General features: G+C 22.5%; 1 protein-coding gene and 1 pseudogene. Both read left to right on the forward strand.

The window, feature by feature from the left end:
- Window positions 1–36: 36 nt before the first annotated feature.
- Window positions 37–444 (forward strand): annotated as a pseudogene (locus tag ACTT9D_RS07095) (LptF/LptG family permease); the annotation flags it as partial.
- Window positions 434–2,926 (forward strand): LPS-assembly protein LptD, encoded by a 2,493-nt coding sequence (locus tag ACTT9D_RS07100; RefSeq protein WP_440931083.1) that lies wholly within the window; start codon window positions 434–436, stop codon window positions 2,924–2,926. The pseudogene ACTT9D_RS07095 and the gene ACTT9D_RS07100, both read left to right, overlap by 11 nt.
- Window positions 2,927–2,998 lie beyond the last annotated feature (72 nt).

A 2,998-nucleotide genomic window follows, 5' to 3' on the forward strand; every position in this document is an offset into this window, starting at 1 on the left:
TGCGTCAGATGGGTATAAGAGAGAGAAGTTGATCAGTCACAGTTTGAAAGTAATTTTGATCTAGAAAGAATTAATAACTTATTTTCTGATTTGAATTCATTAACATTTTTTAAATTAGAAAAATTAAAAAAAGACTATCAATTAATAGGATATTCGGTAGATGAAATAAACATTCAAAAACATAAGTTTTATTCTTTACCATTTTTACTCATGATAATGACCATTATTTCAATGTTAATAATGATAAATAACAAATTTAAAAAAAATATTTTGTTGAATTTATTGATTGGAATTTTTATTTCTGTTCTAGTTTATTATATAAGTCATTTTTCAAGTCTATTAGGTGAAAATGGAAGATTGCCAATAATTTTATCCATTTGGTTTCCAGTAATTGTTTTATTTATAATTTCAACTATAGGTATAGTTAGACTGAATGAAAAATAAAATTTTTATACTAATCTGTTTATTTATTTTAAAAGTGAATTTCGTTTTTGCGAATGAAAATATTAAATTTGAAGCAGAAAAAATTAATACTTTTGATAATGGAAATACAATAATAGGTGAAGATTCAGCTGTAGCAGAAATTGATGAAACTTTTACAGTTAAAGGTAATAAATTTATATTTTATAAATTAAAAAACGAACTTGTGGTTGAAGGTGATGTAATAATCATCAATCAATCAAAAAACATGGAAATTTCCTCAAAAAAAATCATATATCAAAAAGAATTTGAAAGAATAACGGCTCATAACAATGTTGAGGTAAATGATAAAGAAAATAGAACAATAATTAATTCAAACAAGATTGAGTTAGATATAAATAATAGCTTGTATAAATCATTTGGGAATACAAGAATAAATTTTGACCAATCATATAATATTGTTTCCAATGATATATTCTATGATTTTAAAGAAAAAAATATATTTTCTAATAAATTTACTAGCTTTACAGATAACTTGAATAATAAGATTACAACAACAAAATTTAATTATAATCAAAATCTAGGAACAATTGATGGAGAAAATATAAATTTGATTGATAATGATCAAAATAAATATTTTCTATCAATTGGAAAAATTGATTTGAATAATCAAAAATTAGTTGGAAAAGATATTAAGGTAAATTTAAGAAATGATACCTTTGGAAATAAACAAAATAATCCTAAATTAGTTGGAAATTCAATAAATTATAATGGAGATAGAGTGTTAATTAAAAAAGGAAGATTTACATCTTGTAAGGATAATGAAGATTGTCCTCCTTGGTCAATTGTTTCAGATGAAATTATTCATGATAAGAAAAAAAAAGAAATACATTACAAAAATGCTTGGATAAATTTATATAATAAGCCAGTATTTTATTTTCCAAAATTTTTTCATCCTGATCCGACAGTTGATAGGCGTTCAGGATTCTTGGTTCCAAAATTTAAAAATTCAAGTAACCTGGGATCTTCTGTAAATATTCCATATTTTCAAGTAATTTCAGATAGTTCTGATTTAACTTTTAAACCAAGATTCTTCTCTGAAACAGAATATTTGCTTCAGTCTGAATATAGGAAGGTTACAAAAAATACTTCTCATATATTGGATTTTAGCTTCAATAAAGAAAAATCTAACAAAAACAGTGGTAGAAAAACTCATTTTTTTTCAAATTCGTCTTTTAATTTTGATCTTATGAACTTTGATGAGAGTAAAATTGATCTTAAAATCGAAAAAGTTTCAAATGATAACTATACAAAATTATATTCATTAGAAACGACGAGTCCTATTATAAAAAATACAAATGTTTTAGAATCCATAATTGAATTCACCAGTTCTAATGATGATCTTGATTTTGATTTATCTTTTGAGAGTTATGAAACAATGAATAAAACAAATAGCGATAGATATGAATTTATTTACCCAAATTATAATTTAGTAAAAAATATTAATTTTGATGATAATTTTTTTGAAAATTTAAATATCAATTCAAATGGTAGTCAAAAAAAACATAAAACCAATGTTTATGAAGGTGTACAAATTAATGATTTTCTAATTACAAGTAAAGAATTTGAAAATACATTTGGATTTATAAACAATTTTGAATTTTTGATTAAAAACGTTAATTCCCATGGTAAAAATTCTTCTAAATTCAAAGATGATGAGCAAAGTGAAGTTTTTTCCTTATTCAAATATAATAATTCATTTCCTTTAAAAAAAGACATTGGTAAGTATGATCATTTCTTAACGCCAAAACTATCTTTGAAACATAGTCCTAATGATACTAAAAATATTACAAATGAGGAAAGATATCTAAATATAGATAATATTTTTAGCATCAATAGAATTGGTTTTAATGAAACTGTTGAGAGTGGATCAACTTTAACATTAGGTATTGACTATAATACAAAAGATGAAAAAAATAAAACTTTATTTAATTCATCTTTAGCATCGGTATTTAGAGAAAAAGAAGATCATAACTTACCAATTAAATCTACTTTAAATAAAAAACAATCAGACATAGTAGGCAAATTAGGTTTTTTTCCCTCTGAAATTTTAGATTTTCAATACAATTATTCAATAGATAATGACATTGATCAGTTCAATTTACATAGATTTGAAAATAAATTTAAAGTTAATAATTTTGTGAATAACTTTGTGTTTTATGAAGAAAACAATATTATTGGTAATAACAGTTATTTTGAGAATACCTTTGCGTATAATTTTAATTCAAATAACAGTCTATCATTTAAAACAAGAGAAAATAAAAAGGATAATATAACAGAGTTTTATAATTTGATCTATGAATATAAGAATGATTGCTTAACAGCTTCAATTAAATACAATAAAGAGTATTACACAAACAACACCCTAAAACCAAAAGAAGAATTATTTTTTAATATAACTTTAATTCCATTAGGCTCTACTGAAACTGAGAGTCTTATTGACTAAAATAAAAAATTTTATGTTTTTAAATATTAAATTAATTATGATTTCTTTAATTTGGGTTACTTCAATTTTTAA

This window comes from Candidatus Pelagibacter sp. (assembly GCF_052049815.1).
Lineage (GTDB): Bacteria > Pseudomonadota > Alphaproteobacteria > Pelagibacterales > Pelagibacteraceae > Pelagibacter.